We start from the raw sequence: 25,403 nt of genomic DNA, 5'->3' as shown, positions 1-25,403 counted from the left end.
GGTGAGGGTCAGCCCTCGCCCGCCGCCGCGGCGGCGTCCTTCTCGGAGCTGGCACCCGTGGTCGAGAGGTTGCCGCCCTTGTCCTCCAGGTGCGCCCGGATGAACCAATGGAAGAGCTCCAGCTGCTCGGTCTGGGCGATGAACATGTCCTGGGTGACCAGGTCGAGCTCGTCGAGCTCCTTGATGCCGTCGCGGTAGTCGGAGATCACGCCCTGGTAGACCAGGTCGAGGGCCCCGAGGTGCTCCTGGGTGGTGGCCCGCCCGAGGCTGTACTCCTCCCAAGTGCGCGCCTCGACCAGCTTGCCCGGCGTCCCGACCGGCGAGCCGCCGAGGGTGGCGATCCGCTCGGCGAGGTCGTCGGCGAACCCGCGTACGGCGTCGACCTGGGGGTCGAGCATCTCGTGGACGGAGATGAAGTGGGGGCCGACGACGTTCCAGTGCACGTGCTTGAGCGTGAGGTGGAGGTCGTTCGAGGCGTTGAGCCGGCTCTGGAGCAGGGTCACGACGCGCTCGGCGTCGGTGTCGCTCATGCCGGGAACCGTGTACTTCAGCTTGCTCGGAGTCGTCATGCCGATCCGGTAACCGCTCCCGCGGGCCCGGAAACGAGCCGGAGGGGGTGAGCGGGTCCGGAGACGATGAGGGGCCGGGACCGCCGAAGTGGGGGGTATTGGGCGGTCCCGGCCCGAGTCGTTCGTACCCCGGCCCGTATCGGCTATGCGCCGGTCTGGACCACCTGTCCGAGGGTGCGGTCCAGGAGGCCACGGAGCTCGGTGAAGTGCCGCTCCGCACCGGCCTCGTCGTACGACGAGGTGTCGGCCATCGTGAAGCCGTGCGGGGCGCCGGGGTAGATCGCCTCGGCGTGCACGAGCCCGGCCTCGTCGAGCGCGGCCGCCAGGGCGGCGACCTGCTCCGGTGGCATCGAGGCGTCCTGGTCGGCGTGGCCGAAGACGAGCTCGGCCCGGGCGCCGGCCGCCGAGAGATGGGGGCTGTCCGGGGCGTCGGTCACGAGGCGGCCGCCGTGGAAGCCGCCGACCGCGCGGACGACGTCGGGGCGCAGGCCGGCGGCACGCAGGGCCAGGCGGGCGCCCATGCAGTAGCCGGTCACGCCGATCGGCGCGGTCGCGTGCCGGAGCAGGGCGTCGACGTACGCCTCGGTGTCGGGGTTCGAGAGGTCCGGGGTCAGCCGGCCAACCCGGTCCATCACGCCGCCGGCGAAGAAGGCCTCCCGCGCCCCGGCGTCGCGCAGGTCGCCGGCCGGGGCCAGCTCGGCCGCCGACCCCTCGCGGTAGAAGACGTGCGGGGCGAGGACGACGTACCCCCACGACGCGATGCGGTCGGCCATCGCCTCGATCTGCGTGCGCAGCCCGATCGCGTCGACGAAGAGCAGCACGCCGGGCCCGGCGCCCGGCTCGGTGAGGTAGGCCTCGGCCGTGCCGTCGGCGGTGGTGATCTCGATGCGCTGACCCATGCCGCCGACAGTAGTCAGCCGGTCGTCGTCAGCCCGTCGGGACCGCCCAGACCACGGCGGTGCCGGAGCCGGGGACGGACTCGATCCGGCAGGTGCCGCCCAGCCGCTCGGCCCGGTCGCGCATGTTGCGCAGCCCGCTCTCGGCGACCTCACCGGCCATCCCGACGCCGTCGTCGCGGACCACCAGCTCGATCTCGTCGCCGACCGTGAGGCTGACGCTGACCGTGGCGGGACCGGCGTGCCGGACAGCGTTCGAGAGCGCCTCCCCCAGCACGGCCAGCAGGTGCGGGGCGACGCGCGGGGTGATCCGGGTGCGGACCGGCCCGCGGAAGGTCAGCGTCGGACGCTGCTCGAGGTTCGCGGCGGCCCGGTCGACGATCCGGGTCATCTCGGACTGCAGGTCGGTCGACTCGTCGGCGGAGCTGAGCGCGAAGATCGAGCGGCGGATGTCGCGGATCGTGGCGTCCAGGTCGTCGACGGCGGTGTCGAGCTTGGCGGCCACCTCCGGCTGGTCCACCCGGCGCCCGGCGCCCTGCAGGCCCAGCCCGATCGCGAAGAGTCGCTGGATGACCAGGTCGTGCAGGTCGCGGCCGATCCGGTCGCGGTCCTCCAGGACGGCCAGCTTCTGCTGGTCCTCCCGGTGCCGGGCGACCTGCAGCGCCAGCGCGGCCTGCTCGGCGAAGGCCGCCGGGAGCGCCGCGTCGACCGCGTGGAAGGCGTCGACGTTCGCCGGCTCCCACGCGATGGCCAGCACGCCCTCGATCCCCGCCGCGTTGCGCAGGGGTACGACGACCGCCGGGCCGAGCCGGTCCGCCTCGAGGGCGGGCAGGGAGGTGGGGACGCCGGTGCGGGCGACCTCCGCGGCGAGGGCGTCCTGGCGCGCCAGCACCTCCAGCAGCGCCGCGTCGACGCGGTGGCCGGACACCGCCTCGAGCGCCATCTCCGTGTCCGCGTCGCCGGCGAGGATCCAGGCGACGTCGGCCGCCGCGACCTCGCGGGCCCGGTCGGCGACCGCCTGCAGCGCGTCCGAACCGAGGGTGGTGCCGGACAGCAGCCGGGTGATCTCGGCCGTGGCCGAGAGCCACCGCTCGCGCCGGGCCGCCTCCTCGTAGAGGCGGGCGTTCTCGATCGCCACGCCCGCGGCGGCCGCGAGTGCGACCACGATGTCCTCGTCGGCCTGGGTGAAGTCGCCGCCGCCGGCCTTCTCGGTGAGGTAGAGGTTGCCGAAGACCTGGTCGCGGATCCGCACCGGAACGCCCAGGAACGAGCTCATCGGCGGATGTCCCGGCGGGAAGCCGTACGACGCCGGGTGCTCGGCGATGTCGTGCAGCCGCAGCGGCTCGGGGCGGTCGATGATCAGCCCGAGCAGACCGTGGCCGGTCGGCAGGTCGCCGATCCGCAGGACCGCGTCGTCGCCCATGCCGTGGTGGACGAAGGTGCGCAGCCGCTTCCCGGGCCCGGCGCCGAGGACCCCCAGCGCGGCGTACCGGGCGCCGACGAGCTCGCTGCCGACGCGGACGATCCGGGCCAGCACCCCGTCGAGCGACAGGTCGGCCCCGATGCCGACGACGGCTTCGAGGAGGAGCTTCCAGCGGGCGGTGTCCGGCACCTGCTCGGTCACCGGTCCCCGGTCGTCGGGCGGGTCACTGGTCGAGGTGCTTGGTCGCGAAGATCGCGGCCTGGGTGCGACTCTCCAGGCCGAGCTTGGCGAGCAGCGAGGAGACGTAGTTCTTGATGGTCTTCTCGGCGAGGAACATCGCCTCGGCGATCTGGCGGTTGGTCCGCCCCTGACCGATCTGCTCCAGGATCTTCAGCTCCTGGGCGGTCAGCTGGTCGAGCGCCGGGTCGGTCTTCGGCCCCTCGCGGAGCCGGTCGAGGACCTGCTGGGTGACGGCCGGGTCGAGCATCGACTGGCCGGCGGCGACCCGTCGTACGGTGTCGACGAAGTCGGTGCCGCGCACCTGCTTGAGCACGTAGCCCGCGGCGCCGGCCATGATCGCGGAGAACAGCGCGTCGTCGTCGTCGTACGACGTGAGGATCAGCGCCTTGATCTCGGGGTCGCGCGAGCGGATCTCGCGGCAGACGTCGATGCCGGACCCGTCGGGCAGCCGCCCGTCGAGGATCGCCACGTGCGGCCGCAGCGCGGGGATCCGCCGGGCGGCCTCCTCGGCCAGCCCGGACTCGCCGACGACGACGATGTCGCCCTCGCTCTCCAGGAGCTCGCGGATGCCGCGGCGGACCAGCTCGTGGTCGTCGAGGAGGAAGACCTTGATGGGCTCGCTCGTCGTCATGCCCCGAACCTACCGAGCCGGACCCGGGAGGTCGACGGGCCCCTGACCCGGTCACGGGGGACCTTGGTCCCTGGTCCGGCGGTCCCCGCTGCCGCACCGTTGAGCCCATGCCGTCCTCCCGCCCCTCCGCCGCGCGTGTGGTGGAGCTCGCCTGCCGGGCCCCCAGCGTGCACAACACCCAACCCTGGGCCTGGCGGATCGAGGAGCGGACCGACGCCGACCGGGTCGGGCTGTGGGCCGACCGCTCACGACAGCTGGAGGTGGCCGACCCGAGCGGACGGAACCTGGTGCTGAGCTGCGGAGCCGCGCTGCACCACGCACGGGTGGCCGCCACGTCGCTGGGCTACGACCCGATCGTCACCCGCCACCCCGATCCCGACCAGCCCGACCTGCTGGCGACGATCGACCTGGTCCGCTCGGAGCGCGAGCCGACCGTCAGCGGCGAGCTGCACGTCCTGCTCGCCCGTCGTACCGACCGGCGACGCTTCACGTCCTGGCCGGTCGAGGAGGAGCACCTGCAGGCCCTCACCCGCGGCGTCGGCGGCCACGGCGTCCAGGCCGTCCCGCTCACCGGCGTCGCCGAACGGGTGCGCAGCGGCGTGCTCGTCGACCGGGCCACCGCGCTGCAGGAGACCGACGAGCGGTACGCCGCCGAGGAGCGCCGCTGGAGCGAGCGCCCGCGGTCCCACGCGCTGGCCGCCTCCGACGCCGTGGTCGCGGTCTGCACCGTCGACGACGGTCCGGCGGCCTGGCTCGCCGCCGGCGAGGCGCTGAGCGAGCTGTGGCTGCGCGCCGCCCACGACGGACTCTCGGTCGTGCCGCTCAGCCGGGTGGTCGAGGTCGAGGAGACCCGGCGGGTCCTGCACCACGACGTCCTCGGCGGGCTGGTCGTCCCCCAGCTGCTGCTGCGGCTGGGCTGGCAGGAGATCAGCCGCAGCGACCTCCCCGCGACCCCGCGCCGCCCGCTCGCCGAGGTGCTGCTCGGTGGGGCTCCGGCCGAGAGCACCTCCCTGCCGGGCTGAGGCCGACTCCCGGCTCACCGGGTCTCGATACGCCGCCTCGTTCCTCGGCGGCTACTCGACCAGCGAGACTGACCGCCCACTCGACCACCCATCGTTGGTCTCTCTCGCGAGCGCCAGCGAGCGTATCGAGACCCGCCGCTCACTCAACCACCCCGTCGTTGGTCTCTCTCGCGAGCGCCAGCGAGCGTATCGAGACCCGGCACGGGTCCCGGACGGGTCGGGACGTTGGTCCCCGAGGCCGGGGCCGTCCGCCCGATCCCCCGGCCCTGCCGTGCTTCCTAGCGTGGTCGTACCAACAGGACCGACCGCTCAGGAGAGCTCGTGGACCCGCTCGACATCGCCCGGTGGCAGTTCGGCATCACCACCGTCTACCACTTCATGTTCGTCCCGATCAGCATCGGTCTCTCGGCGATGGTGGCGTACTACGAGACCCGCTGGCTGCGGTCCCGCGACACGGCGTACCTCCGCCTGACGCGCTTCTTCGGGAAGCTCTTCCTCATCAACTTCGCCATCGGCGTGGTCACCGGCATCGTCCAGGAGTTCCAGTTCGGGATGAACTGGAGCGACTACTCGCGCTTCGTCGGGGACGTCTTCGGCGCCCCGCTCGCCATCGAGGGCCTGCTGGCCTTCTTCCTCGAGTCGACCTTCCTCGGCCTGTGGATCTTCGGCTGGGACCGGCTCCCCGGGCGACTGCACGCCGGGTGCATGTGGCTGGTGCACCTCGGCACGCTGTTCTCGGCCTGGTTCATCCTGGCCGCGAACTCCTGGATGCAGCACCCGGTCGGCTTCGCCTTCAACCCCGACACCGGGCGCGCGGAGATGAACGACTTCGCGGCGGTGATGTTCAACAAGGTCCAGCTGGTGACGTTCCCGCACGTCGTGCTGGCGGCGTACATGACGGCGGCCGCCTTCGTGGTCGGCATCGCCTTCTGGCACCTCCGCCGCCAGAGCGACCCCGCGTCGGAGGACGCCGGGATGTGGCGCAAGGCGGTCCGCGGCGGTGCCGCCTTCGTGCTGGTCACCGGCCTCGGGGTGGTCGTCGTGGGTGACTTCCAGGGCAAGGTGATGACCGAGGTCCAGCCGATGAAGATGGCGGCCGCCGAGGCGCTCTACGAGACCGAGCAGCCCGCGCCGTTCTCGGTCTTCACGATCGGCACCCCGGACGGGAAGACCGAGAAGTTCTCGCTGACCGTGCCGAACCTGCTCTCCTTCCTCGCCACCGGCGACTTCGACGGCGAGGTGAAGGGCATCAACGAGCTGCGCGAGCAGTACCAGGAGACGTACGGCGAGGACCCGGGCGCGGCGTACTACTCGGCCGGCGACTACACGCCGTACGTGCCCGTCACCTACTGGAGCTTCCGCTTCATGATGGGTCTCGGCTTCGCCGCGATGGCGGTGGCGCTGTGGCTGCTGTGGGCGACCCGGCGCGGCCGGATCCCCGGCGGCCGGCTGCTCTACACCGCGGTCCTGCTGCTCCCCTTCATGCCGCTGCTGGCCAACTCGGCGGGCTGGATCTTCACCGAGATGGGCCGTCAGCCGTGGGCCGTCTTCGGGCTGATGACCACCGCCTCGGCCGTCTCGCCCGGGGTCAGCGCCACCGAGATGCTCATCTCCCTGATCACCCTCACGCTCCTGTACGGCGTGCTCGCGGTGATCGAGGTGCGGCTCCTGCTGACCGCCATCACCACGGGCGTCGAGCCGATCACCGGCGTCGACGACCTGCCCAAGGTCCGCACCGACGCGGACGACGACCAGCCCCTCGCGTTCGCGTACTGAGAAGGACTGACACGACATGGAACTCACCACCGTCTGGTTCGCGCTCATCGCGATCCTGTGGATGGGCTACTTCGCCCTCGAGGGCTTCGACTTCGGGGTCGGCATGCTGCTCCCCGTGCTCGGCCGCACCGACCGCGAGCGGCGGGTCCTGATCAACACCATCGGCCCGGTCTGGGACGGCAACGAGGTCTGGCTGCTGGTCGCCGGCGGCGCGACGTTCGCCGCCTTCCCGGAGTGGTACGCCACCCTGTTCAGCGGCTTCTACCTGCCCCTGCTGCTGATCCTGGTCGCGCTGATCGTGCGCGGGCTCGCCTTCGAGTACCGCCACAAGCGCGAGGACGCGCAGTGGAAGAGGCGCTGGGACGCCGTGCTGTTCTTCGGGTCCCTGGTGCCGGCGCTGCTGTGGGGCGTGGCCTTCGCCAACATCCTGCGGGGCGTGCCGATCGACGCCGACCTGGAGTACACCGGCGGCTTCTTCAACCTGCTCACGCCCTACGCCCTGCTCGGCGGGGCGATGACGCTGCTGCTGTTCCTCACCCACGGCGCCATGTTCATCGCCCTGAAGACCGACGGCTCGATCCGGTACGCCGCCCGCACGCTCGCGGTGAAGCTCGGCGTCGTGGCCGCCGTGGTGGCCGTCGCCTTCCTCGGGTGGACCCAGCTGAAGACCGGCGACGCCGCCTCGGCGCTGGCCTTCCTGGTCGCGGCGCTGGCCCTGGTCGGCGGGATCGCCGCCGCGGCGGCGGGCCGCGAGGGCTGGGCCTTCCTCGGCACCTTCGTGGCGATCGCGGTCGGCGTGGCCGGGCTGTTCCTGGCGCTCTTCCCGGACGTCATGCCCTCGACGCTGGCGGGCGGCACGTCGCTGACGACGACCAACGCCGCGGCGACGGCGTACACGCTGAAGATCATGACCGTGGTGGCGGCGATCTTCACCCCGCTGGTGCTGGCCTACCAGGCCTGGACCTACTGGGTCTTCCGCAAGCGGATCGCCGTGCACCACATCCCGGAGACGGTGCTGGCGGCCGGTCCCCGATGAGACCCACAGATCCGCGGCTGCGTCGCCAGCTCGCCCCGGCCGCCCGGCCACTGACCGGGATGCTGGTGGCGGGCGGGCTCGGGGCGGTGCTCGTCATCGTCCAGGCGTGGGCGGTCACGGGGCTGCTGGTCGCCGCCGTACGGCGCGAGGAGCTCGCGACCTGGGCCGTCACGGTGGCCGCCGTGTTCGCCGCCCGCGCGCTGACCGGCTGGGTCGGCGACCTGCTCGCCGCCCGGTCGACGGCGATCGTCGGGACCCACCTGCGCCGCCAGGTCGTCGCCGCGGTGCTCCGCCGCCGCGAGGTCCGCTCGGCCGACGCCGTGCTGCTGACCCGTGGCGTGGCGGCCGCGGAGCCGTATCTCACCCGCTACCTGCCCGCCGTCGTGCTCGCCGGCGCGCTCCCGCTGCTGACCCTCGGCGTGATCGCCTGGCTGGACCCGCTGAGCGGGCTGGTCGTCCTGCTGACCCTGCCGCTGGTGCCGGTCTTCGGCGCGCTGGTGGGCCTCGCGACCCGGGACCGGGCCGAGGAGCAGTGGCGGGCGATGGCGTCGTTGTCGGGCCACTTCCTCGACGTCGTACGAGGTCTGCCGACGCTGGTCGCCCACCGCCGGGCCCGGGCCCAGTCCGCGACCATCGGCCGGGTCACCGACCGCTACCGCCGGGCCAGCATGGCCACCCTGCGCGTCGCCTTCGCCTCCTCGGCCGTGCTCGAGCTGGTCGCGACCCTGTCGGTCGCGCTGGTGGCCGTCGTCGTCGGCACCCGGCTCGCCGGGGGCGGGCTCGACCTGCACACGGCCCTGCTCGTGCTGCTGCTCGCGCCTGAGGCGTACTGGCCGCTGCGCCGGGTCGGGGCGGAGTTCCACGCCGCGGCCGAGGGTGTGGCGACCTTCGAGCAGGTCGACGAGCTGCTGGCCGGCACCCCGGCCGAGAGCATCGGGACGCCGGCCGCGGCCGGCACCGCGCTGGTCGCGACCGGCCTCACCGTCCGGCACCCCGGCCGCACCGTGCCGGCCCTCGACGGCGTCGACGTCGTCGTCCCGGCGCGCGGCGTCACCGTCGTCACCGGCCCGTCGGGCTGCGGCAAGTCGACCCTGCTCGCCGCGCTGGTCGGCCTGGTCCCGCCCACCGACGGCCAGGTGCTGGTCGACGGCGTCCCCGTCGCCGGCGAGGCCTGGCGCTCGCAGGTCGCGTGGGTCTCGCAGCGGCCGGTGTTCGTCGCCGGCACCGTGGCCGACAACCTGCGCCTGGCCCGACCCGAGGCCACCGACGCCGACCTCTGGGCCGCCCTGCGCGCGGTCGCCCTCGAGGAGCGGGTCCGGGCGCTGCCCTGGGCGCTCCGGCAGCCGCTCGGCGAGGACGGCGTCTCGCTGTCGGCCGGCGAGCGGGCCCGGCTGGCCCTGGCCCGGGTGGTGCTGGCCCGGCGTCCGTGGGTCTTCCTGGACGAGCCGACCGCCCACCTGGACGCGCTGACCGAGCAGGTCATCGCCGACACCGTCGTCGAGCTCGGCCGCACCAGCGCGGTCGTGGTCGTGGCGCACCGGCCCGCGCTGGTCGCGCTGGCCGACCACGTGATCGAGCTGTCGGCGCCGACACCCCGCGCGGCGGTGAGCCACCCACCGGTCGTCGTACCGGAACGGTGGACTGCGCACCGCTCCCCCGAGCCCGCCGCCGACCGACCGCCGCGCGGGGGCCTGCTCGGCAGCACCGTCCTCGGCGCGCTGGCCTCGCTGTCGGGTGTCGCGCTCACCGCGACCGCCGGGTGGCTGATCGTCCAGGCGTCCACGCACCCGCCGGTGCTGACCCTGATGGTGGCCATCGTCGGCGTCCGCACCTTCGGACTGGCCCGCCCGGTGCTCCGCTACGTCGAGCGGCTCCGCTCCCACGACCTCGCCCTCCGACTGCTGGCCCGCCGCCGGGTCGAGGTGTACGACGCCCTGGTGCCGCTCGTCCCCGGCCGGCTCGGGCGCCGGCGGGGCGACCTGCTCGCCTCGGTCGTCGACGACGTGGACGGCGTGGTGGACGACGCGCTCCGGGTCCGGCTCCCGCTGATGGCGGGCGCAGTGGTCGTGGCCGGCGCGACGGTCGTCTCGACCGCCCTGCTGCCGGCCGCGGGTGCGGTCGTGGCCGCGGTCGGCCTCGTCGGGGGCGGGCTGGCCTTCGGCCTGGCCCGGCTCGGCGCCGGCACGGCCGAGCGCGCCGCGGTCGGCCTGCGGGCCGACCTCTCGGAGGCGGCCGTCGAGACCGCGCAGGTCGCCCCCGAGCTGGTCATGTGGCAGGCCGAGGCGACCGCCGTGTCGCGGGTCGCGGAGCTGAGCGACCGGCTCGGCCGGACCGCCGCCCGGGCGGTCGCCTGGTCGGGCGCGGCGCGGGCCGTCGTCCTCGTGGTCTGCGGCATCGGCGTCGCCGCCGTCGCCGCGGTCGCCACCGGTCAGGTCTCGGGCCCGGTCCTCGCGCTGCTGGCCCTGGTGCCGCTCGCGCTGGCCGACATCCTGACCACGTTCGCCGACGCCGGCGCGCTGTCGGTCCGCACCCGGGCCGCCGCCGCCCGTCTCCACGCCCTCGAACGCACCCGCCCGGCCGTCCGGGCCACCGTCGGCGACCCGCCGCCGGCCCGGCACGACCTGGTCCTCGACCGCGTCACCGCGGGCTGGACGCCGGACCGGATCGCGCTGCGCGACCTCTCGCTCGGCGTCGACCGCGGCGAGCGGGTCGTGGTCGTGGGGCCGTCGGGATCGGGCAAGTCGACGCTGGCCGCCCTGCTGCTGCGCTTCCTCGACCCGGTCGCGGGCGACGTTCGGCTCGGCGGGGTCGCGACCACCCGCCTGGACCCCGACGACGTACGACGGGTCGTGGGTCTGGTCGACGACGACCCGCACGTCTTCGCCTCGACCCTGGTCGAGAACGTCCGCCTGGCCCGGCCCGACGCGAGCGACGCAGACGTCGAGGCCGCCCTGCGGCGGGCCCGCCTCGGCACCTGGCTGGACGACCTCCCCGACGGGCTGCACACCTGGCTCGGCGACGGCCACGCCCAGGTCTCGGGTGGCGAGCGGGCCCGGATCGCCGTCGCCCGTTCGCTGCTCGCCGAGCAGCCGATCCTGGTCCTCGACGAGCCCACCGCCCACCTCGACCACGCCACCGCCGTGGAGCTCGCCCACGAGGTGCTCGACCCGCGCGGCGAGCGAGCCGTCGTCTGGATCAGCCACGACCACGTCGGGGTCGACCTCGCCGACGCCGTGGTCGACCTGGGGGCGGTCGGGGCGCGGGTGCCGCAGCGGTGACGCGGCGGGTCAGCCCTCGGCCGTCGTGCGCCGGGCGGCGCGGCACCGCTCGTCGGTGCCGCCGTCGGCCAGGCAGCCGCCGTCGTAGACCGTGCGGTCGCGCAGCCGTCGCCCCAGCCGGACGCCCTTCTCGACCTCGACGGGCTCGCCGGCGCACGTGTCCTCGCCGGTGAGGACCAGGGTCACCTCGACCCGGTCCGCCGTCTCGACGAGGTCGACGTCGGAGATCGTCTGGCAGGCCGAGAGGGTCGCGTGCACGACGACGCCGCGGCGGACGACGTCGTACTCGCTCCAGGTGATGCGGGCCAGGCTCTCGCCCTCGGCCCGCTCCTGCTGGAAGAGCGACATCCCGGCGACGGCCGTGCCGGCGAGCAGCACCACGGAGAAGAGCAGTACGGCGATCGCGCGCCCGCGTCCGACCATGCCGGCCTCCTCAGACCGCCGAGCCGCGCTCGGCCCGGGCCGCGAAGCCACGCACGATCGAACCGCAGTCGTGCGCCAGCTCCATCAGGGTCAGCAGCTCGCCGGAGCTCCAGGCGCGCGGGTGGTCGTCCATGGCGCAGAGCACCGCGACCGGACGGCCTGACTCGTCGGTGACGTGCCAGCCCGCGTAGGCCTCGATGCCGAGCTCGACGACGAGCGGGTGGGTGGCGATCCCGGTCTCGTCGCGCACGTCGTCGACGATCAGCTGGGCGCCGGTGTCCTTGACGTGCTTGCAGAAGCCCGCGACCAACGGGATCTCCCGGACGCCCTGGAGCTGCTCCGGCAGGCCGTCGGCACCGAGCAGGATCTGCCGGTCACCGACGAAGACCGAGAGCAGCGAGAGCCGCGATCCCAGGGCTTCGCGCAAGCGCCGGGTGTATCCGTCGCCGGCCTCGAAGGCGTCGTTCTCGCTGGTCGTGTCCACGCTGTCCCCTCATCGGGCGCTCCCACCCGGAAGAGCACCGAGGACGAGTGTGACTGATGGTGCCCGTCCCAGTCAGCAGAATCCGGAGCCTGGTCGCCCGCCGGCGTCAGCCGGCACGGTCCGAGCGGACCACCCCGGACGCGAGAGCGGCCGCCAGGGCCGGTCCGCACGCGTGCGCCCGCTCCATCAGGGTCGTCAGGTCGGCCGAGGACCAGACCCGCGGCCGGTCCGCCGTGGCGGCGAGGATGCCGATCGGGCGCCCGTCCCGGTCGGGCACGTGCCAGCCCGCGTAGGCGTGCACGTCGAGCTCGGCCAGGAGCGGGTGCGAGGCGAAGTCGCTCTCGGTCCGGACGTCGTCGACGATGAGCTGACCGCCGGAGGTCTCGAGGTGCTGGCAGAGCATCTCCATCTCGGGGATCTCCCACTGGCCCTGCAGGCGCGGAGGCAGCCCGGCGGAGCCGACGAAGAAGTGCCGGCCCTCCCCGGCGAAGACGGAAAGGACGACGACCCGGGCCCCGATCGCCTGCTGCAGCCCACGGGCGTGGTCGTCGGCAGCCAGCCGGAGCTCCTGCTCGGTGTCCATCGCGCCTCCCGGCGCCCGTCGAGCGGGGCGCCGGCCCAGTCTGCCTCAGCCGCGCGCGGCCCGCAGCATCTCGTCGCGGGGCACGACCTTGATCCGCTCGCGACCGGCGGCCTCGCCCAGGGCGACCTCGTGGGCGTCGAGCCGCTCCCAGCCGTCCCAGCCGATGACCTCCACGCCGCGCTCGGCGAGGTGTTCCAGGATGGCGGCCGGGTCGGTGGTCTCCGCGGTGCGGAGCGTGTCGAGGTCGGCCAGCAGGCTGGCGACGGTCTCGGCGGCGTCGGACTTGGTGTGCCCGATCAGGCCGACCGGCCCGCGCTTGACCCACCCGGTCACGTAGGTGCCCGGCAGGTGCTCGCCGTCGAGGTCCAGGACCCGCCCGGCCTCGTGCGGCAGCACGCCGTTGACGTGGTCGAACGGCAGGTCCGCGAGCTGGCTGGAGAAGTAGCCGACCGCGCGGTAGACCGCCTGGACGGGGGTGTCGACGTACTCGCCGGTGCCGCGGGCGGTGCCGTCGCCGACCAGCTCGGTGATCTCGGTGCGCAGGCCCTCGACCCGGCCGTCGCCGTAGATCTCGACCGGCGCCTGGCAGAGGTGGATGTGGATGCGGTGCGGGGCACCGGTGGGCTCGGCCTCGACGTACTTCAGCAGCGTGTCGACGACCAGGCGGGTGCCCTTGTTCGACGAGATCGCGGTCTGCGAGGCCTCGTCGATCTCGAAGCCCTCCGGGTGCACGATCACGTCCACGTTCGGGGAGTGGGAGAGCTCGCGCAGCTCCATCGGCGTGAACTTGATCTGCGCCGGCCCGCGGCGGGCGAAGACGTGCACGTCGGTGGCCTGGTTCAGCTTCAGGCCCTGGTAGACGTTGTCGGCGATCTCGGTCGTCAGCTGCTCGTCGGCCGGCTTGGCCAGCATCCGCGCGACGTCGAGGGCGACGTTGCCGGCCCCGATCACGGCGACCGAGCGGGCCTCCAGCGGCCACTCCGACGGCGCGTCGGGGTGGCCGGCGTACCAGCTCACGAACGACGAGGCGCCGTGGCTGCCGGGCAGGTCGACGCCGGGGATGTCGAGCTGGCGGTCGGCCATCGCACCCGTGGAGAAGATGACGGCGTCATAGAACCGCTCGAGGTCGTCGAGCTTGAGGTCGGTGCCGTACTCGACGTTGCCGAGGAACCGGATGTTGTCGCGCGAGAGCACCCGGCGCAGCGCCTTGACGATCTCCTTGATGCGCGGGTGGTCGGGCGCGACGCCGTACCGGACCAGGCCGTACGGCGCGGGCAGCCGCTCGATGACGTCGACGCTGGCCTCGGGGTGCTCCTTGGTCAGGATGTCGGCGGCGTAGATGCCGGCCGGTCCGGCACCGACCACGGCAACGCGAATGTTCCTCATGCGTCCAGCGTGACGGGCGTCGTCGAGGACCGGTAGGACCGCCGTCACTGTGAGCCCACAGGATCCTCCTGTGAGCGCGTTATCCTCGTCACGTGCTCCCCGATCTGCCGTCCCTGCGCCTGCTGGCCGACGTCGCGCGGCACGGCAGCATCGGGGCGGCGGGCCGGGTCGCGGGCATCTCGCAGCAGTCCGCCTCCGAGCGACTGCGGGCGATGGAGGCCCAGACCGGCCTGGTGCTGGTCCAGCGGGCGACGAGCGGCTCGAGCCTGACCCCGTCCGGCCGGCTGCTGGTCGAGTGGAGCACCCGACTGCTCGAGCAGGCCGACGAGGTGGAGGTCGCCCTGCGGACGCTGCGCCGCGAGCACACCGAGGAGCTGCGGGTCTTCGCGAGCATGACCACCGCCGAGTACCTCCTCCCCCGCTGGCTGGTCCGGCTGCGGCAGCAGCGCTCGGTGACCGTGAGCCTGCAGGCGACCAACTCCGAGGCGGTACTGGGGGCGGTCCGCTCCGGCGAGGCCGGGCTCGGCTTCGTCGAGGGGCCCGGCGACCTGGCTGGGCTCGCCTCCCGCAAGGTCGGCGACGACGAGCTGGTCCTGGTCGCCGCGCCCGACGATCCCTGGGCCCGGCGCCGGCGCCCGCTCGACCCGGCGGCCGTCGCGGGCCGGGCGCTGACCAGCCGCGAGCGCGGCTCCGGCACCCGCGGCGTGGTCGAGGACGCCCTGGCCCGCGCCGGGGTCACGCTCGCGCCGCCCGAGGCCGAGCTGACCACCAATGCGGCCGTCGTCGGCAGCGTCCGTGCCGGGAGTCCGCCCGCGTTCCTCAGCCGCCGCGCCGTCGAGCGCGACCTCGACTCCGGCCAGCTGGTCGCCGTACCCACGACGGGCCTCGACCTGCGCCGCCGCTTCACCGCCATCTGGGTCGGGGGTACGACGCCGCCCGCCGGCCCGGTCCGCGACCTCCTGGCCATCGCCGCCCGGGGTTGACGCGTCGAGAGACGGCCTCAGGCCTCCGGGATCTCGCGACCCCAGGCCTCGCGGGTGATGTCCTCCGGCTCGGGGCCGCCGCGCCTACCGGTGTCGAGCGCGTCGATCGCGGCCAACTGGTCGCCGCTCAGCTCGAAGCCGAACACGTCGAAGTTCTCGGCGATCCGCGACGGGGTGACCGACTTGGGGATGACCTGGCGGCCCTGCTGGAGGTGCCAGCGCAGCATCACCTGCGCCGGCGTACGCCCGTGCGCGGCGGCGATGTCGCCGATCACCGGGTCCTCGAGCGTGCTGCGGTGGCCGCTGTCGCGGTAGAAGGTGATGCCGCCGATCGGCGCCCAGGCCTGCGACACGATCCCGTGGGCCTCGTCGGCCTCCAGGACGGCGGACTGGCGGAAGTAGGGGTGCACCTCGATCTGGTTGATCGCCGGGACGATGTCGGTGCGCTCCAGCAGCTGCGCGAGGTGGTCGGGCATGAAGTTGCTGACGCCGATCGCGCGGACCCGGCCGTCGGTGACCAGGGTCTCCAGCGCGCGGTAGGCGTCCACGGTGAGGTCGAACTCGCCGGGCAGGGCCTGGTGCAGGATCAGCAGGTCGAGCTGCTCGAGGCCGAGCTTGCCGGCGCTCTTCTCGAACGCGTGCAGCGTCTCGTCGTACCCGTAGTCGCTGATCCAGACCTTGGTCTCGACGAAGACCTCGTCGCGGGCCAGGCCGGAGCGCCGCAGCGCCTCCCCGACGCCGCGCTCGTTGCCGTACGCCGCGGCGGTGTCGACGTGCCGGTAGCCGACCTCCAGCGCGGTCTCGACCGCGGCGGTGGTCTCGTCGGGCGGGGTCTGGAAGACGCCGAAGCCGAGGGCCGGCATCTCGACGCCGTTGTTCAGGGTGATGGTGGGAACGGTCATGTCCTCCACGCTAGGCACGGCCCCCTGAGCGAGGGAGGGTCTGCCAGGCCCCCTCGGTCTCCGAGCGTGTGAGTGAATCTCCCTGCGCGAGCAGGACGGGTCCGCTGGCGCGTCCCCGTCAATCGATCGGCCGCAGCTCCTCGGCGTACGACACCGACTGGCGGCGGAGCCGGCCGTCGGAGCCGACGGCGTACTGGCCCATCCGCCACAGCGGCGGGCTGTAGGCATGCACCGACACCGCCCCGTGCACGGCGCCGGTGAGTCGGTGGATGTGGTCGGGACCGAAGCTGAAGACCTGGCCGGCCCCGACCAGGGTCTCGATGGTCTCGATGCCGACCGCGAGGTTGTGCTCGAGGAGCGAGCCCTCGACGACGGCGACGGCGCCGGAGGACACGTCGTGGTCGTGGAAGCCGGTGTCGTTCTCGGGGGTCCAGCAGAGCAGCCAGACGTCGACGTGGGCGTCGCGGTGGAGCGAGACGTAGACCCGGTTGTCGGCGTCGAAGGCCAGGTGGTGGCGCCACTGCTCCGGGTGGAGGGCGAGGTACGACGCCAGCGAGCGCAGCTCGTCCTGGTCCAGGTCTCGGCCCGGCAGGGTCTCCAGGGAGAGGTCGCCCGCCAGGGGCGTCGCCGCCCGGGCGGGGATGTCGGTGCGGATCTCGTCCAGGGTCGCGGTCATGCCACTGCCTCCACTCGTGCATCGATGCTCCGCGCGCCCAGCACGCGGAGCGGGTTGTCGGTCCGGATGGCCCGGGTCGCGGCTTCGCCGAAGAGGGCGGGCAGCGGGTCGGCGTACGGGCGGTCGCTGCCGAGGGCGACCACGTCGATGCCCAGCACCCGGATGAGGGCGTCGACCCCCTGGGCGCCGTACGACGAGGTCTCGACGAAGACGTCGCGGTCGACGACCCCGGCGTCGCCGCCCCGGGCGGCCAGTCGCTCGTGCTGGAGCGGGGCCAGACCGGCGCCGGCGGCGAAGATCACCCGCAGCGCCGGGTGCTGCGCCCGGACGCCGGCGGCGTGCCAGCCCCACCACGCGGCCTGCAGCTGCGCGACGTAGCCGACCACCGGCGCCCACCAGGCCGGGGCCTCGTCGACCGCGGTCGGCCCGGGGTGCACGAAGACCGGCTTGCCGGCCGCCTCGGCGACCGCGAGCACGTCGCCGACCGCGCCCCAACCGGCGGGCGTGGCGACCTGGGTCGCGGCCAGCTGGACGCCGACGAACGGTCCGGCGAGCAGGGCGGCCAACGCGTCCAGGTCGGGCTGCTGCGTCGGCACCGACGCCCACGCCGCGAAGTGTCCGGGCAGCGCCGCCGCGCCCGCGTGCCAGGCGTCGAGCGCCGCACCGGCCTCCTCGCGCGGCAGCGACTCCAGCCCCAGCGGGGCGGAGAGGCTCACGCAGGCCAGGCCGGTTCCGGCGGCCCGGTCGAGGTCGATCCGGCGCTCGACGTCGTGGTCGGCCGGGCGGACGTCGTACGGCGCCTCGCCCTCGGTGTGCAGCGTCCAGCCCCGCAGGTACGGCGCCCGCGTGCGGCGGCGCAGCAGCTCCAGCAGCGGCTCGGGCCACAGGTGCTGGTGCAGGTCGATGGCGGACACGGTCTCCCTCACGTCTTAAGGCAACTAATTCAGCAGACTTTATATCATTAACTCGTGTGTAACGCGGCGGGGCGCGCGCGGCAGGTCCCGGGTGAACGCCCGCTCGCGGGACCACTCACCACCAGGAGCACCCATGCACGTCTCCACTCGGGTCGCCGGCGTCGTTGCCGGCGTGACGCTGACCCTCGGCTCGCTCGGCACGTTGACCACGGCCCCGGCGACCGCCGTCCAGAAGGCCCCCTGCGCCCAGCAGCAGAAGCAGGTCGACAAGGCCACCGCCGCTCTCGCGCGGGTCACCGCGGTGTTCGAGCGACAGCAGGACAAGGTCGCGAAGGCGCGTCACGAGGTCCGCGCCGCCGACACCGCGCGCGAGCGGCGGGCCGCCCGGGCCGAGCTCCGCGAGGCCAAGGAGGACCGCGGCGACGCCCGCGCCGCGAAGAAGGCCCAGCAGCAGCGCCTGGCCAAGGCCGAGGCGCGGCTCGACAGATGTGAGGCGCAGCAGCCCGTCCCCACGAGCTGACGCCTCGCCCCGTCGGCCCCCACCTCCCTCGGGGCCGACGGTGATCGCTACGGCACCTCGACCAGCCGGCTGCGTAGCCGGCGCAGGCCGCGGTGCCGGGCGACCCGGACCGCGACGGCGCTGATCCCCAGCGCCGTCGCGGCGCCGTGGTTGTCGAAGCCGAGTCCGTCCACGAGACCGATCACGTCGCGCTCTCTCGGGGGCAGCGACGCGATCGCGTGGCGGACCCAGTCCCGCTCCTCCAGGGACAGGGTGGGGTCGGGGACCGCCGGCAGGTGGTCCTCGACCTCGGCCGGATCGGTACGACGGCGGTCCGAGCGCCGCTTCGTGCCCCCGCTGATCTTGCGGGCGATGCCGAAGAGCCAGCCCGCGAAGTCGTCGGCCGACCCCGTGAAGTCGGCGACCTTCGTCGCCGCGACCAGCCAGGCGTCGCTCGCCACGTCCTCGGGCGCCACCATGCTGTCCCCGCTGGGCCGGGCCGACAGCCAGGCCACCAGCCGACCTGCGTGCGCCCGGTGCAGCTCCCGCCAGGCCTCGGGGTCGCCGGTCTTCGCCCGCGCGACGAGGTCGTCGTCGCGCTCAGCCATCCACGTCCGCATCCGTCGAGGTCGCCGACGGTTTGGTCGGCTTCGTCGGCTTCGTCGGCTTCGTCGGCTTGGTCGGCTGCGCGGGCGTGGCCGCCTGGGACGGACGCGGCTTCCTGGTCGGGTGCGGCTTCTTCGTCGGGTGTGGCTTCTTCGTCGACTGCGCCGTCGGCGACGGGTCTGCGGGCGTCGTGGTCGGGTCCGCCGCCTGCGACGGCAGCGGCGACGGACGCGGGTCGGAGCCCGTCGTACCTCCTGGGCCGGACGTGGGGTCCGAGAGCGGGCCCGGGAGCGGGGCGGACGTCTCCGGAGCGTCGAGGCCGGAGGACGGGACGACCGCCGTGGGCGAGGGCCTCGCGGGCGTGGGCTGAGGGGTCGGCGTCACGGGGACGGAGGGCGTCCCCTGCCGTGGCTGCGGGAGCCCGGGGATCGTGACGGCACCGGTGGCCCAGGCACCACCGACCGAGAGCCCGACCGCCCCGACCAGGCCCGCCACCACCGCCGCGGTGCGGCGACCGCGGACGCTCGCCGTCGGCGTGCTCTCCCGCGCGAGCGCGGCCAGCCGGTGCACCAGGTCGTCCGGCGGGTCGGTCGACGTCACGTCGAGGCGTAGGTCCTCGGGGGTGGGCTTCATGCGGGTCTGCCTTCTGGGTCGCTCGACCGTACCGGTCCGCCCCCTACCTGCCGCGACCCCGCGCGATCGTTACGCCGCGTTCAGCCCAGACGGACGACGGCCCGCCCCCGGACCTCGCCCCGCGCCTGCCGGGTCCAGGCCTCGGCGACGTCGGCGAGCGCGAAGACCTCGTGCGGGACGACGATCCGCCCCGCCTCCGCGTGCTCCTCGAGGGCGGCCAGGGCCGCGCGGCGCTGCTCGGCGGTCAGGTCGTTGTTGGTGTAGCCGCGGACCTCGCGCGACCCGCTGCGCAGGTGCGCGGAGGAGAAGGTCGCGGTCGCGCCGGCGCTGGAGCCGAGGTTCACGAGCCGACCGCGGGGCGCGAGACAGAGCGCGGCCGCCGAGGCGGGGACGCCGCAGAGCGGGTCGAGGACGACGTCGACCTCACCGACGACCTCTCGCAGGCGAGCCGCGAGCCCCTCCACGTCGTCGTCCCGCTCCAGCTGGACGAAGCCGTCGGCGCCGAGCTCGAGGGCACGCGCCCGCGCGGCCGGTTCCACGGCGGCGCCGTAGACCGCGGAGGCGCCCTGCAGCCGGGCGGCCTGCAGCGCGACGGTGCCGACGACGCCGCTGGAGCCGAGCACCAGCACCCGCTCCCCCGGCTGCAGGCCGCCGCGGAGCAGGAGCGCGGTCCAGGCGGCGATGGCCGACAGCCCGAGGGCCGCGAGCTGCTCGTCGGGCACCGCGCCACTCACCGGCACCAGGTCGCCGTCGGCGACGACGGCCAGCTCGGCCATCCCGCCGTCACCGGGCGCCATCCCGGCGGAGGTCGGGAACCAGACCCGCGTGCCCGCGGCCAGCCGGGCGGACGTCCGGACGACGCCGACCCCCTGCACGCCCGGGACGTACGGCGTCGCCGGCTCCCCGAAGTACGACGTCCCGCCGGCGCACAGCAGGTCCAGCGGCGTGATCGGCACGGCGGTCACCGCGACCAGCGCCTGGCCCTCGCCCGCGACAGGCTCGGCCGCCTCGACCGGCCGGGGCGGTTCACCGCACGTGTGGACGTGGGCGGCCCGCATCACGACTCCTGCGAGGGGTCGACGTAGACCGCGTTGCGGTCGACGCTCATGTAGACGTCGTTGGCCACCGGACGGCGGATCTCCTCGGCGATGTGCCCGAGCAGCCCGGCGCAGCGGGCGAGCAGCACCGTGCCACGCAGCAGCTCCTGGCGGATGCCGAGATCGGCGAGCGCGGCGCCACTGACGCCGGCGCCGTTGAGCGGCAGCCGCTTGCCGAGAACCCGCTCGTGGGTGCGGCCGATCGCCTCGAAGAGGGCGAGGTGGGCGCCGTACAGATCCTCCTCATGGGCGATCTGGATCAACCGCGGGGTGCGCGGGTCGCCGTCCTTGTGGACCGGGTGGCCGAGGCCCGGCACGAAGCGCCCCGCCTCCCGCTGCGCGCGTACGGCGGCCTCCGCGACCTCGTCCCAGCCCGCGTCGTCGGTGGGCGTCCGGTCGAGACCGGCGAGCACGTCGGCGAGGAACCGGCCGGTGTCCTCGGTGACGCCGAGGAATCGCGAGCCGCCACCGAGCAGGCCGGCCGCGAGCGCGCCCTGGATCGAGTCGGGCGCACTCAGGTAGGTCAGCCGGGCCGCGATCGCAGTCGGCGTGAAGCCGTGGTCGGCCAGGCCGAGCAGCACCGCCTCGAAGAGCCGCGCCTGCTGCGGGGTCGGACGCTCCAGCGTGATGAGCCAGTAGGCGAGCTCGCCGAACGACACCTGGCCCATCAGGTCGGTGGCGAGGTCCTGGCCGAGGAGCGTGATCGTGGTGCCCTCGGACGTGCCCAGCGAGGTGGGGAAGGACGGGGTACTCATGCGGTCTCCTGGGGGAAGCCGAGCCAGGCGCGGACCTCGGCGCCGTGCTCGTCGAGGGCGGGCGGGGGCAGGTCGTAGCGGGCGGGCGAGGCGCTGAGCCGGATGGGGTTGCGCACGGTCGGCACGTCGCCGATCGTCACGACGGGATCGAGCCCCAGCGACGCGGCCAGCTCGACGCCGCCGCGGACGTCGTTGATCGGCCCGCACGGGATGCCGGCGGCGCTCAGCTCCTCGAACCACTCCTGGGCCGTGCGCGTGGCGAGCCGCTCGAGCAGCAGCGGACGCAGCTCCTCGCGCCGGTCGTTGCGGTCGCCCACCGTCGCGAAGCGCGGGTCGTCGGCCAGCTCGGGCAGGCCCATCGCCTGCACCAGACGGCGGTACTGCCCGTCGTTGCCCGCGGCGATGACCAGATCGCCGTCGCCGGTGGCCAGCGGCTCGTAGGGGAAGAGGCTCAGGTGGGCGTTGCCCATCCGCTGCGGGACCACGCCGCCGGCGACGTACGCCGAGGTCTGGTTGACCAGCGAGGACATCGCGGTGGAGAGCAGGTTGGTCTCGACGTGCTGGCCGGCGCCGGTCTCGTCGCGATGCCGCAGCGCGGCCAGGATGCCGATGACGGAATGGAGGCCGGTCATCACGTCGAAGACCGAGATCCCCGCGCGGTACGGCGACCCCTCCGGGTCGCCGGTGAGGCTCATCAGGCCCGACATGGCCTGGACCAGCAGGTCGTAGCCGGGCAGGTGGGCGCCGCCGGTCGCGCCGAACCCGCTGATCGAGCAGTAGACGCTCCGCGGGTTGCGCGCCGCGACGTGGTCGTAGCCGAGCTCGAAGCGATCCATGCCGCCGGGCTTGAAGTTGTGGATGAAGACGTCGGCCCGGGCGGACAGCTCGTGGGCGACGGCGAGGTCGTCGGGGTCCTTGAGGTCGAGCACGATCGAGCGCTTGTTGCGGTTGATCGCCAGGTAGTAGGTGCCGGTGTCGCCGCGCCGCGGCGGGACCCAGTGCCGGGTGTCGTCGCCGGCGGGGCCCTCGACCTTGACGACCTCGGCCCCCAGGTCGGCGAGGAGCATCGTGGCGTAGGGGCCGGCGAGCACCCGGGAGAAGTCGGCGACCAGCACCCCCGACAGCGGTCCGGCGGTCACCTCGTCGGCGTTCACAGCGATCTCCCACTCTATTGCGGACATGTGTCCGCCACTGTCTCCGGCGCTCGCGTCAGGTGTCAAGCGGTCTGATCCGACCCTTGACACGTGACCGGCGTTACAGCACGCTGACACGAAAACGGACAGATGTCCGTCACGCCGTCCGGAGGTACGCCGAGATGCCCACGCCCGACCTGACCGCAGCGCCCGCGTACGTCTTCCGCGGAGGCACCGTGCTGACCATGGACGAGCGGCGCACGGTGCTCACCGACGCCGACGTGCTGGTCGTGGGCGACCGCATCGAGGCGGTCGGACCGGCCCTCGCGGCCCCCGAGGGCACCGCCGAGATCGACGCGACCGGCGGCATCGTGATGCCGGGCATGGTCGACACCCACCGCCACATGTGGCAGACCGCCGTGCGGGGGTACGGCGCGGACTGGACCCTCACGCAGTACTTCGTCTGGAACTACCTCGAGCACGGGCGCAAGTTCCGCCCCCAGGACATCTACGCCGGCAACCTGCTCAGTGGCCTCGAGGCCCTCGAGGCCGGGGTCACCACCACCGTCGACTGGTCGCACAACCTGCACACCGTCGACCACGCCGACGCCGCGGTCGACGCCCTCGAGGAGGTGCCGGGCCGCTTCGTGTTCGCCTACGGCAACATCCAGGCCGGCCCGTGGGAGTGGACGGCGACGCCGGAGTTCCGCGACTTCGTCCAGCGCCGCATGACCCGCTCCGACCGGCTCGGCTTCCAGCTGGCCTTCGACGTCACCGGCGACCCGGCGTTCCCCGAGAAGGCGGCCTTCGAGGTGGCCCGAGACCTCGGCGTCCCGGTGACGACGCACGCCGGCGTCTGGGGCGCGACCAACGACGACGGCATCCGGCTGATGCACGAGCACGGCTTCATGACCCCCGAGACGGTCTACGTCCACGCGGCGACGCTGAGCGACGACTCCTACCAGCGGATCGCGGCGACCGGCGGCTCCGCCTCGGTGGCCGCCGAGAGCGAGGCGAGCTGCGGGCAGGGCTACCCCTCGAGCTGGTCACTGCGCCGCCACGGCATCCCGATCTCGCTGTCGATGGACACCAGCGTGTGGATGAGCGCCGACATCTTCTCGGCCATGCGCGGCACCCTCAACGCCGACCGCACCCGCGAGCACCACGAGGCCCACGCCGACAACGAGACCGTCACGCACCTCGCCGTACGCTCCGCCGACGTCGTCGAGTGGGCCACCCGCGGCGGCGCCAGGGCGCTCGGCCTCGACGCGAAGATCGGCAGCCTCGAGCCGGGCAAGAAGGCCGACGTCGTGCTCATCAAGAACGACGCGTCGCCGGTGATGTTCCCGATCCTCAACCCCTACGGTCACGTGGTCCTGCAGGCGCAGCGCGGCGACGTCCACACCGTCCTGGTCGACGGCCGGGTCGTCAAGCACGAGCACCGGCTCGTCGGTGCCGACCTCACGAAGGCCCGGCGGGCGATCGAGGAGACCGTGTCCTACCTGCAGGACCAGCTCGGCGAGGCCGACTGGGCGGGCGGCATGAGCCCCGACATCCCCGAGTCCAAGGTGCTCGACAACCCGTACACCTACACGGAGTACGCCGACGCCTCGACCCACACCCGCTGAGCCGTGGCCCGTCGTTCAGCCGACCTGCGGTCGGCCCTGCCACAGCGACCAGTCGGCGGCGACCTCGCTGGCCGCGTGCAGCAGCATCGGGAGGTAGTCGCCGGTCAGCGTCTCCACGCTGGTCTCGGCCGCGTGCACGGTGACGTTCATGGCGGCGCGGACCACGCCGTCGCCGTCGCGCACCGGGACGGCGACCGAGCGGATGCCGCGGGCGAGCTCCTCGTCGGCCAGCGCCCAGCCGCGGGCCCGGACGGTGCGGAGCTCCTCGGCCAGCGCCGCGGCGTCGTACTCCGGGGCCGGGAGGCCGGACCGGGTCGGCTCGGCGAGGACGGCACCGCGCGCGTCGTCGTCGAGCGCCGCGAGCAGCACCTTGCCCTGCGACGTGGGGACGGCCGGGAAGCGGGTGCCGATGTCGACGCGCAGCGCGATGATCTTCGGCACGGCCACCCGGGCGACGTAGACGATGTCCGAGCCGTCGAGCTGGGTCATCGACGACGACTCGCCGGTGCGGGCGACCAGCGTCTCCAGGTGGGGGCGGGCCATCTCCCAGAGGCCGAGCGAGGCGGCGTACGCAGCCCCGAGGCGCAGCACCCGCGGCGTCAGCGCGAAGCGACCGTCGCCGGTGCGGACGTAGCCGAGCTCCTCGAGCGTCAGCAGCAGCCGGCGCGCCGTGGGCCGGGCCAGGCCCGTCGCGGTCGCGATCTCGGCCAGCGTCAGCTCGCGCCGGTGGGCGTCGAAGCAGGTGAGCACGTCCAGCCCGCGGGCGAGCGCCTCGACGAAGTCGGGTCCTGTTCCACGGCCGGCCATGGCGCGATGGTCGCACAGCGGACGCTCAGACGACAGACTTCCCGGCAGGTTCGCCGGGATGCGGACAGACGTACGACGTACTCCACGTCGATCGAGAGGACTGCCTGATGGCGAAGCTGGTGGCGATCCTCGCCACGACCCACCACCCGTTCTTCTACCGGACCAGCCAGCTGCCCCCCGAGGAGGCGCCGCCGTTCGCGGCCGAGTGGGTGCGCAAGGTCGAGGCCTACCGCGAGACCCTCACCCGGGCCCGGCCCGACGTGCTCGTCATGGTCGGCTCCGACCACTTCCACCAGCTGTGGCTCGACAACATGCCGCAGTTCCTGATCGGGAAGGCGCCGTTCTACGACGGCAACTGGGAGAACGAGATGCGGGAGTTCGGCCTCCCCAAGCTCCTCTTCAAGGGCGACGAGGAACTGTCGGCGTACATGCTGCGCGAGGGCATCGACAAGGGCTTCGACCTGGCCTTCTCCAACGAGCTGCGGGTCGACCACTCGATCACCTGCCCGATCTTCACGGTCCGCCCGCAGAACGACCTGCCGATCGTGCCGATCTACACGAACATCTTCGCGCCGCCCCTCCCCCGACCCGAGCGCTTCGTGCAGCTGGGCAGGACCATCCGCGAGATCATCGACGCCTGGCCCAGCCATCTGCGCGTCGCCGTGATCGGCACCGGCCACCTCTCGCTCGAGCTCGGCGGCCCGCGCCAGTTCGGCCCGCACGGTCCCGACCCGGAGTTCGACGCGAGGGCCGTGCGCTGGATCGCCGACGGCGACATCGACGGCTGCCTGTCCAGCGTGACCCTCGACAGCCTGCACGCGCCCGGCAACGCCACCCACGGCTTCATGGACTTCATGCTGATGATGGGCATCGCGGGCCACACGAAGGCCGACTACGCCGACAACCTCGACCTCTTCCACACCATGGAGGCCTACTTCGCCTGGTATCCCGAGCCGGACCTGCTCGTCGGACCGCCGCTGGCCTCGAAGGGGGCACTGCTGTGAGCTCACCCCACGCCATCGC

The 25,403-nt window shown here is 73.7% G+C and carries 25 protein-coding genes; 8 read left to right on the top strand and 17 right to left on the bottom strand.

The features are described from left to right. Positions 1-8: 8 nt before the first annotated feature. The 4 genes from BLT76_RS02225 to BLT76_RS02210 all read right to left on the bottom strand — a co-directional run bounded on the left by BLT76_RS02225 (position 9) and on the right by BLT76_RS02210 (position 3,759). Positions 9-569, bottom strand: coding sequence for a Dps family protein (locus BLT76_RS02225; RefSeq protein ID WP_090850300.1), 561 nt, complete (start codon positions 567-569; stop codon positions 9-11). A gap of 143 nt (positions 570-712) precedes the next feature. Then, positions 713-1,468 carry a dienelactone hydrolase family protein gene (locus BLT76_RS02220; RefSeq protein ID WP_090850298.1) on the bottom strand — a complete coding sequence of 252 codons (756 nt, stop codon included), beginning with the start codon at positions 1,466-1,468 and terminating at the stop codon, positions 713-715. A gap of 28 nt (positions 1,469-1,496) precedes the next feature. Continuing rightward, a complete protein-coding gene (locus BLT76_RS02215) occupies positions 1,497-3,089 on the bottom strand; it encodes a GAF domain-containing protein (RefSeq protein WP_090850296.1) in 1,593 nt (530 codons plus the stop codon). Positions 3,090-3,111: 22 nt separating this feature from the next. Continuing rightward, the gene (locus BLT76_RS02210; protein WP_090850294.1) at positions 3,112-3,759 is read right to left on the bottom strand and encodes a response regulator; all 648 of its coding nucleotides are present in this window, start codon (positions 3,757-3,759) and stop codon (positions 3,112-3,114) included. Between the two features lie 107 nt (positions 3,760-3,866). On the opposite strand from BLT76_RS02210, the gene BLT76_RS02205 reads away from it, so the two are divergent. The 4 genes from BLT76_RS02205 (at position 3,867) to cydD (ending at position 10,871) form a co-directional block, all read left to right on the top strand. Further along, positions 3,867-4,781: a nitroreductase family protein gene (locus BLT76_RS02205; protein WP_139175380.1), complete on the top strand. Its 915-nt coding sequence runs from the start codon at positions 3,867-3,869 to the stop codon at positions 4,779-4,781. A 321-nt stretch (positions 4,782-5,102) separates the two neighbouring features. Continuing rightward, a complete protein-coding gene (locus BLT76_RS02200) occupies positions 5,103-6,557 on the top strand; it encodes a cytochrome ubiquinol oxidase subunit I (protein WP_090850289.1) in 1,455 nt (484 codons plus the stop codon). A 16-nt stretch (positions 6,558-6,573) separates the two neighbouring features. Continuing rightward, positions 6,574-7,593, top strand: coding sequence for a cytochrome d ubiquinol oxidase subunit II (cydB, locus tag BLT76_RS02195; protein WP_090850287.1), 1,020 nt, complete (start codon positions 6,574-6,576; stop codon positions 7,591-7,593). Beyond that, on the top strand, positions 7,590-10,871 hold the full coding sequence (gene cydD, locus BLT76_RS02190) for a thiol reductant ABC exporter subunit CydD (RefSeq protein ID WP_090850285.1): 3,282 nt from the start codon (positions 7,590-7,592) through the stop codon (positions 10,869-10,871). Before cydB ends, cydD begins: the two co-directional genes overlap by 4 nt. A gap of 9 nt (positions 10,872-10,880) precedes the next feature. Here cydD and BLT76_RS02185 read toward each other — a convergent pair whose 3' ends face one another. The 4 genes from BLT76_RS02185 to BLT76_RS02170 all read right to left on the bottom strand — a co-directional run bounded on the left by BLT76_RS02185 (position 10,881) and on the right by BLT76_RS02170 (position 13,747). After that, a complete protein-coding gene (locus tag BLT76_RS02185; RefSeq protein ID WP_090850283.1) occupies positions 10,881-11,294 on the bottom strand; it encodes a hypothetical protein in 414 nt (137 codons plus the stop codon). A gap of 10 nt (positions 11,295-11,304) precedes the next feature. Then, positions 11,305-11,778 carry a GAF domain-containing protein gene (locus BLT76_RS02180; RefSeq protein WP_090850281.1) on the bottom strand — a complete coding sequence of 158 codons (474 nt, stop codon included), beginning with the start codon at positions 11,776-11,778 and terminating at the stop codon, positions 11,305-11,307. A 106-nt stretch (positions 11,779-11,884) separates the two neighbouring features. Then, on the bottom strand, positions 11,885-12,361 hold the full coding sequence (locus BLT76_RS02175; protein WP_090850280.1) for a GAF domain-containing protein: 477 nt from the start codon (positions 12,359-12,361) through the stop codon (positions 11,885-11,887). Positions 12,362-12,406: 45 nt separating this feature from the next. Continuing rightward, positions 12,407-13,747, bottom strand: coding sequence for an FAD-dependent oxidoreductase (locus BLT76_RS02170; protein WP_090850278.1), 1,341 nt, complete (start codon positions 13,745-13,747; stop codon positions 12,407-12,409). A 92-nt stretch (positions 13,748-13,839) separates the two neighbouring features. Here BLT76_RS02170 and BLT76_RS02165 point away from each other — a divergent pair, with 92 nt between their 5' ends. After that, positions 13,840-14,730 carry a LysR family transcriptional regulator gene (locus BLT76_RS02165; protein WP_090850276.1) on the top strand — a complete coding sequence of 297 codons (891 nt, stop codon included), beginning with the start codon at positions 13,840-13,842 and terminating at the stop codon, positions 14,728-14,730. 17 nt (positions 14,731-14,747) lie between these two features. Here BLT76_RS02165 and BLT76_RS02160 read toward each other — a convergent pair whose 3' ends face one another. The 3 genes from BLT76_RS02160 to BLT76_RS02150 form a co-directional block, all read right to left on the bottom strand. Beyond that, positions 14,748-15,632, bottom strand: coding sequence for an aldo/keto reductase (locus tag BLT76_RS02160; RefSeq protein WP_090850274.1), 885 nt, complete (start codon positions 15,630-15,632; stop codon positions 14,748-14,750). A gap of 118 nt (positions 15,633-15,750) precedes the next feature. Further along, a complete protein-coding gene (locus BLT76_RS02155) occupies positions 15,751-16,308 on the bottom strand; it encodes a cysteine dioxygenase (protein WP_090850272.1) in 558 nt (185 codons plus the stop codon). Next, positions 16,305-17,234: an amidohydrolase family protein gene (locus BLT76_RS02150; RefSeq protein ID WP_244509210.1), complete on the bottom strand. Its 930-nt coding sequence runs from the start codon at positions 17,232-17,234 to the stop codon at positions 16,305-16,307. The genes BLT76_RS02155 and BLT76_RS02150 overlap by 4 nt, the downstream gene beginning before the upstream one ends. 121 nt (positions 17,235-17,355) lie before the next feature. Between BLT76_RS02150 and BLT76_RS02145 the strand changes: the two genes are divergently transcribed. After that, positions 17,356-17,742, top strand: a complete 387-nt coding sequence (locus BLT76_RS02145; protein WP_090850270.1) for a hypothetical protein — start codon at positions 17,356-17,358, stop codon at positions 17,740-17,742. 47 nt (positions 17,743-17,789) lie between these two features. Here BLT76_RS02145 and BLT76_RS02140 read toward each other — a convergent pair whose 3' ends face one another. The 5 genes from BLT76_RS02140 to BLT76_RS02120 all read right to left on the bottom strand — a co-directional run bounded on the left by BLT76_RS02140 (position 17,790) and on the right by BLT76_RS02120 (position 21,966). After that, entirely contained in the window at positions 17,790-18,329 is a 540-nt protein-coding gene (locus BLT76_RS02140; RefSeq protein WP_170866905.1) for an RNA polymerase sigma factor, read from the bottom strand. Then, complete coding sequence (locus BLT76_RS25545) at positions 18,322-18,960, bottom strand: hypothetical protein (RefSeq protein ID WP_170866904.1); 639 nt, start codon at positions 18,958-18,960, stop codon at positions 18,322-18,324. Before BLT76_RS25545 ends, BLT76_RS02140 begins: the two co-directional genes overlap by 8 nt. Positions 18,961-19,040: 80 nt before the next feature. Continuing rightward, complete coding sequence (locus BLT76_RS02130) at positions 19,041-20,018, bottom strand: quinone oxidoreductase family protein (protein ID WP_090850266.1); 978 nt, start codon at positions 20,016-20,018, stop codon at positions 19,041-19,043. Continuing rightward, positions 20,018-20,812 carry a citryl-CoA lyase gene (locus BLT76_RS02125; RefSeq protein WP_090850264.1) on the bottom strand — a complete coding sequence of 265 codons (795 nt, stop codon included), beginning with the start codon at positions 20,810-20,812 and terminating at the stop codon, positions 20,018-20,020. The genes BLT76_RS02130 and BLT76_RS02125 overlap by 1 nt, the downstream gene beginning before the upstream one ends. Further along, the gene (locus BLT76_RS02120; RefSeq protein WP_244509209.1) at positions 20,809-21,966 is read right to left on the bottom strand and encodes a CaiB/BaiF CoA transferase family protein; all 1,158 of its coding nucleotides are present in this window, start codon (positions 21,964-21,966) and stop codon (positions 20,809-20,811) included. Before BLT76_RS02120 ends, BLT76_RS02125 begins: the two co-directional genes overlap by 4 nt. 161 nt (positions 21,967-22,127) lie before the next feature. On the opposite strand from BLT76_RS02120, the gene BLT76_RS02115 reads away from it, so the two are divergent. Beyond that, positions 22,128-23,573 carry an amidohydrolase family protein gene (locus BLT76_RS02115; protein WP_090850260.1) on the top strand — a complete coding sequence of 482 codons (1,446 nt, stop codon included), beginning with the start codon at positions 22,128-22,130 and terminating at the stop codon, positions 23,571-23,573. 15 nt (positions 23,574-23,588) lie between these two features. On the opposite strand, the gene BLT76_RS02110 is transcribed toward BLT76_RS02115, so the two are convergent. Next, a complete protein-coding gene (locus BLT76_RS02110; protein WP_090850259.1) occupies positions 23,589-24,380 on the bottom strand; it encodes an IclR family transcriptional regulator domain-containing protein in 792 nt (263 codons plus the stop codon). A gap of 107 nt (positions 24,381-24,487) precedes the next feature. On the opposite strand from BLT76_RS02110, the gene BLT76_RS02105 reads away from it, so the two are divergent. Beyond that, positions 24,488-25,384, top strand: coding sequence for a DODA-type extradiol aromatic ring-opening family dioxygenase (locus tag BLT76_RS02105; RefSeq protein ID WP_090850257.1), 897 nt, complete (start codon positions 24,488-24,490; stop codon positions 25,382-25,384). Positions 25,385-25,403: the final 19 nt, after the last annotated feature.

It is taken from the genome of Nocardioides lianchengensis, from assembly GCF_900101465.1.
GTDB lineage: Bacteria > Actinomycetota > Actinomycetes > Propionibacteriales > Nocardioidaceae > Nocardioides > Nocardioides lianchengensis.
The sequence above is the reverse complement of the archived record's forward strand: the minus strand, read 5'-3'. Positions and strand labels throughout refer to the sequence as shown.